The following is a 2,641-nucleotide window of genomic DNA, read 5'->3' as shown; positions in this document are numbered from 1 at the left end:
GCGTAGACCATCTGAGAGCTGCGCCAGGTGCTGACAGGCCACCAAGAGGCGCAGGTTGCGCGAGCGAGCGATGGCGAGAATCTCACAGACAGCGGAACCGATGAACTTTTCCGATACGCCCATCTCATCCATGGCAAGGCAAACCGGCACAGGCCCTTCAGTCTCCATCGCAGTGCGATACAGCCCCCAGGCAAGTAGTCCCCCTAGAAGCTGTGCCGCTGTATCGCCCAGCTCTACCCGATCCAGGTGTACCAGAATGAGTCGTTGCTCCTTCCAGAGCGAGGCCAAGTCCATTGTGTTGCGTTTGGCGCAGAGTAGGGAGAGAAGGAAGTCCGTGCGCAGAAATGGGCGCAGCTTGTTCATCACCGGCCCTATTGCACTAGCCTTCTCCGAGGTACTCCAGTTAAAAAACTCCCCCATCGTAAAGTACTCATGGGCTTCGGCAAATGACTTTCGCTCGGGTGGCTCTATTGGGGTAGACAGGATAGAGGCACGGTAGTCCGGGTGCGTCAGGAACCGGGTAAGCTCGTAAAGTGAAAGCCCATGACTAGAGAGGATGATCAGCGCATTAGAGAGCACGTCCTCCATGCGCGGCCCCCAGCTCGGGTTGTTCTGGTGCAGGATGGAGATGAAGTCAGCAGCGATGCGTGATGGCCTACTTCCGGCTGCCTTGTAGTCCAGTGGATTCCAGCCGGGCACCCCCACTTCATCGCTGCTGCCGGGCACAAGAAGCGTTACCTGCTCGGGTTTGATGCCCGCCTCTCTTGCCATCACCAGAAGATGCAGGAGCGTTTCTTTCTTGGGGTCTAACATAACTACGGAGGCACCGGCCCGTATCTGCTCCACGAGCATATGAAGCGCCAGCCTGGTTTTTCCGCTTCCACTTGCGCCGCAGACCACGCTGTGGCGCTGGAGCTGCTCCTCACTCGCTGCCACGGGACGCACGATGGCCCCGTGCTCTGCCTGCTTGCTCTGAAGTGGCATCGGCAAGCCAAGGTGCTCACAGGCATAGGCTCGTAACCAGGGACGGTCTAGGTGCTGCATGAGTTCGGAGTCGTCGCAGAGAATGCGAAACGCTCCCGCTTCCTGATGGTGTTCCTCCAGCCTGTTTCCCAGTTTAATCATGTAATAACCGCCTTTACGATGCTGATTTTTGATACCTTTTTGGGGCTAAAATACCGAACAAAAACCGATAAAAAACGCCATGGCGCGTTATGTAGTGAGACCGTTTTTTAGGTAGTGAGATCGGTTTTTAATTCATGAAGTGCATAGGTAGCGCTAGGTGATTCATGTTGCCGCTAGGATCACCGCGCCGCCGTCTGGTAAGACGGTTAATGATGACGAGGACGAGGAGGAGCTTTTGGAGAGGGAACCGAAACAAAGGCAACGAAGAGAAAGAGAAAGACAGTTACAGAGAAAACTGTCCTGGATTGCCGGGTTTTCCCCTCTAGGCAGCTACCTTATCGGGTGTCCTGTTAACAGGACACCCGATAAGACAGTCAATAACCCACCCTACAGGACACTTACCACCCACCTCACGCGCCCACTTTGCGAAGCTCGAAGACCCGCCGCTCGACCTCTTGCGCGGCGTACTGGGGAAGGCGCTCGTAGAGCTGCGTTCGGTACTGCTGCCACTCCGCCTCGGCCCCTTCGCCCTTGCCGATGCTCATCACCGCTCGCAGAGCCAGAGCCTCAATCTGCTCATCGGTGATGTGCAAAGACACCGGTGGCTCGCTCGAACCGTAGACGGCTCCAGACGCGGAGCCTGCGGAGGATAAACCCGGAAGTAGAATCCCGCTATGTTGCATGTCTGTTTGGAGGCGTTGCCAGAGCACCTGGCTGTGCTCCATGCGTCCCACTTCAACCTGGCGATCTCCCGACTGAACCGTAGATTTAAGCCGTATCTGAGCCTCAGCCGTTATGCGCTGCTGCTCCAGAATCTCCTGGCGAGCTTTCATCTTTCGGATAGCCGGGTCTTTGATCTTCTCCTCTAGCCAGGCTTCCCAGCGTAAGCGCCACATCCCAAAGAGCCCCTGATGCCGAACCAGCTCCATCTCGTCATCGATACGCATCAGCCCCACCTCCAGGTCGCTGCCCTTATCGCGCTTAAAAGCACGCAGGGAGGGCCTCAGAGAAGGCAGATGCTCCTCAAATTCCTCTGTCTCAAACTTCTCACTTGTCCCGACCTTGCCATTAAGTCCCATATCGATTCCCCTTAAAATGCCCATCTTGGGCAATAAGTAGTGTTAGTGATTTCGCCAAGCAGCTCCCCCGAAACCGCCTCAGTGGAACTGTTACAAGAATGATACGGAGCTATAGTTGTGCCATCGTGTGCTCAAGGCCGCTATTTTGGTACGTTCCTTTCAAGTCCAAAAAATATAGGATAAAAGGTACAGACGTGAACACAATGAGGGGTAAGACGTGAGCGCAGTACATCCCTGGTTTATCCGGATGCTGGGTAGGCTAGAAATACAGCAGGGGCAAGCACGACCAAAGACGCTTCGAAATGGGCGCGATGCCTGCCTGCTGGCCTTCCTCGCCTTTCACCGGGAAAGAGAGCACTCACGTGAGCAGCTCGCCGAGTTGTTTTGGGGCGAGCAACAGGATGCCGCCGCCCTGCTTCGAGGCTCGCTCACCCGTC

General features: G+C 55.9%; 3 protein-coding genes. 1 reads left to right on the top strand and 2 read right to left on the bottom strand.

All coding sequences use genetic code 11. The features are described from left to right. A partial coding sequence (locus tag ACH2EH_RS25830; protein WP_395146302.1) for a type IV secretory system conjugative DNA transfer family protein occupies positions 1-1,125 on the bottom strand: 1,125 nt, incomplete at its 3' end. Between the two features lie 410 nt (positions 1,126-1,535). Next, positions 1,536-2,204, bottom strand: coding sequence for a hypothetical protein (locus ACH2EH_RS25825; protein WP_395146301.1), 669 nt, complete (start codon positions 2,202-2,204; stop codon positions 1,536-1,538). A 217-nt stretch (positions 2,205-2,421) separates the two neighbouring features. Between ACH2EH_RS25825 and ACH2EH_RS25820 the strand changes: the two genes are divergently transcribed. Next, on the top strand, positions 2,422-2,641 hold a 220-nt coding region (locus ACH2EH_RS25820), incomplete at its 3' end, for a hypothetical protein (protein WP_395146300.1).

This window comes from Armatimonas sp., from assembly GCF_043760365.1.
Lineage (GTDB): Bacteria > Armatimonadota > Armatimonadia > Armatimonadales > Armatimonadaceae > Armatimonas.
Note: the sequence above shows the minus strand (reverse complement) of the source record. Positions and strands in the feature narration are given on the sequence as shown.

Bases quoted from the DNA above. Each gene is read 5' to 3' on its own strand.
- ACH2EH_RS25825 (WP_395146301.1), bottom strand. From the start codon at position 2,204: ATGGGACTTAATGGCAAGGTCGGGACAAGTGAGAAGTTTGAGACAGAG.